At 30.9% G+C, this 2,460-nt stretch carries 2 protein-coding genes; both read left to right on the forward strand.

What is annotated here, in order from left to right:
• The first annotated feature begins 248 nt into the window (after window positions 1–248).
• The gene (locus ACK4M9_RS22710) at window positions 249–1,412 is read left to right on the forward strand and encodes a hypothetical protein (protein WP_409855059.1); all 1,164 of its coding nucleotides are present in this window, start codon (window positions 249–251) and stop codon (window positions 1,410–1,412) included.
• A 22-nt stretch (window positions 1,413–1,434) separates the two neighbouring features.
• Complete coding sequence (locus tag ACK4M9_RS22715) at window positions 1,435–2,211, forward strand: hypothetical protein (RefSeq protein WP_409855060.1); 777 nt, start codon at window positions 1,435–1,437, stop codon at window positions 2,209–2,211.
• The last annotated feature ends 249 nt before the right edge of the window (window positions 2,212–2,460 follow it).

The raw sequence follows: 2,460 nt of genomic DNA on the forward strand, positions 1-2,460 counted from the left end.
AGCCGTTTTGCAAAAGCGGGGGTTTCGTGCTTCTATGAAAGTGAAGTGCTAAATTCAAGCTTTGTGCATCTAAAGAAGTTTAGTGCTAAAAATCCCCGCCTTCGCAAAGCGGCAAAACGTTGTACAACATTATAAACCAACGTTTCGTCAAAAAAATGGGCTGACAACCCAAATGAAAACAATAACACGTAAGAATTACGTTTTAATTAAAATTTAACATTTTTCTATTAATCAATTAATTAACAATTATGAAGAGTATTCTTTTAAACTTTTCAATCCTTTTAGGATTGGTTGTTGTTTCTTGTGATAACGCAGATTTATCGCAAGAACAAAATGCACAAAATGACGATTCATTAATGCAAAGGCAAAGCTCAATGTTTAGTTACATTGAGTCTACTCAAATCAACAATGGTGTTGATTGTGAAAACAACATTTTAATTTTTCCAACTTGGGAAAAATACTGGGAAACAATTGAAGTTCTTGACCAAATGATTGAAAACGATTGCGATTCATTTGACGCAACTGTTCCTAACAACATCACTGATGACGAATATGATGCGTTAGCTGATGCAGCAGGTTTTGATGAAGACAATGTTTTAAGAAAATTTGAAGAAGATTTGGCTTTTTGCTCGTTAAGACGTAAAATAGAATCTCAGGAAAATGATTGGTTAGACCAACAAGGCGACGGACAATGGGACATAAATGCTGACCCAGACAATCATTTTATTGATGACGAAACCGAAAGAACTTTGTTAAGTCAAAATGCTGAAGTAATCATCGGAAGTAAAGAACGTGGTTATGTTTATTACAAATTTATTGACGATGTAGGGAATTGGATTGAAGTTCATAATAATGACACTCAAGCTATTTCACAAGTAAGTCAAGGTAACATTCCAACAAATAACCCAAATGTTGTGGTTGTAACCCCAAAAAGAGAGGAAACTAGTTCATACAGTTGTAAAGACAAAGTTAAGCAAGTAGCTTATGAAGTATCAGGAGGTGACAGATTAAAAAGAATAAGTAAAGTTAGACCTGCTTTTGGAACAAATTGCAATAGTAATCCATGTACAAGTGTTTTACCAAGTAAAGTAAAATCTAAAACTAAAGGTTATAAAAAGAAAAATGGTAAATGGAGAGCAAGAAGACTTTGGATAGCTGTTGGGATAAATGGACAAAGTCAACCCAATTCAGGTCAAAGGTATATTGACTGTGTTGAAGAAAATAATCTTCATAAATTTAAAGAGAAAAGAAGACGAAGAGTAAAAGTAAAAGCAACAACTTCTACTTATATTCCTATTGTTGGAGTTCCTCAAAGATATAATAATGCATTACAAGATAATAAATTATACAGTTATCATAAAAAAGGAAACTTAAATGTAAACAAGGATTTTTATGATATGCCAAATAATTAAGTCTAAAAAAGTTGCAAGCATAATGCTTGCAACTTTTGTTTCTGTGATTGGTTATTCACAAGAAGCGGAAAATCTTTTTCAAAAAGAGTATTCAAAATTAAGTTTTGTCCTTCAACCTTCTATTCTTAAAAAAAGTGATGCTTGGAATATAGATGGTAGCACTTACCCAAGTATGAAGTTTACTAATGACTTTTCATATCAATTTGGGGTCTATTATAATTTTGCTCAATCAGGAAGTTTTAACTTTAAAACTGGAATAATTGCAAAAGAATTTATTCCCAAATTTGACTTAAACATTTCAGATAATGATATTGGTAATGGACAAGAGAATTTATTAACTCAGTTCGACACTTATAATCAATTTATTTTATCAATACCAATAAAAGCAGATTATTATTTAAAAATAAATAACAAGTTAAATTTGTCCTTTGGGGCTGGTCTAAATTTAAATTTAATTACTGGTATAAATGAAGAAATAATTACAAGAGTTTCAGTTGGAGATAATAATGATAATTATAAAGACATCTTTTTTGCAAAATCAGATAGTCAAAATAATATAAATTTTTCATCTGAATTTTCAATTGGAGCACAATATAAGACAAAATATGCCCTTTTTGATTTATCATTTTTTATTAATAACTCTATTGCTCCGGATTATGTTTCAGGACAATACGAAATATATAACTTAAATGAAAGTTCAGATAAAGTAGGAGATTTTATTATTAGAAGTAATTTTTATGGTTTAAGTTTGAATATTTCTCCCAAAAAAGGTTGGCTTAAAAAGAAATCTAAAAAATAACGTTGTACAACAGCCATTTTGCGTAATTGCGGGGTCAGTTATAAATTCAAAGTTTAGGTTTAGAATAAAAATCAGTGACAACTCAAAAGTATCGGGTTCAAAATCCGCAACTACGCAAAGTGGCGAAACGTTATGCGGCAGCTTAAAAGACGACACCAATCAACATTGACGACAAGAAAATGAAATCAAAAAATAAACTCGCAGGACTTGGACTTTTGACAGCAATTTCGGCTTCACTTTGTTGCATTA

The organism is Anaerobacillus sp., assembly GCF_046314235.1.
Lineage (GTDB): Bacteria > Bacillota > Bacilli > Bacillales > Anaerobacillaceae > Anaerobacillus.

Bases quoted from the DNA above. Each gene is read 5' to 3' on its own strand.
- ACK4M9_RS22710 (WP_409855059.1), top strand. From the start codon at position 249: ATGAAGAGTATTCTTTTAAACTTTTCAATCCTTTTAGGATTGGTTGTT.
- ACK4M9_RS22715 (WP_409855060.1), top strand. From the start codon at position 1,435: ATGCTTGCAACTTTTGTTTCTGTGATTGGTTATTCACAAGAAGCGGAA.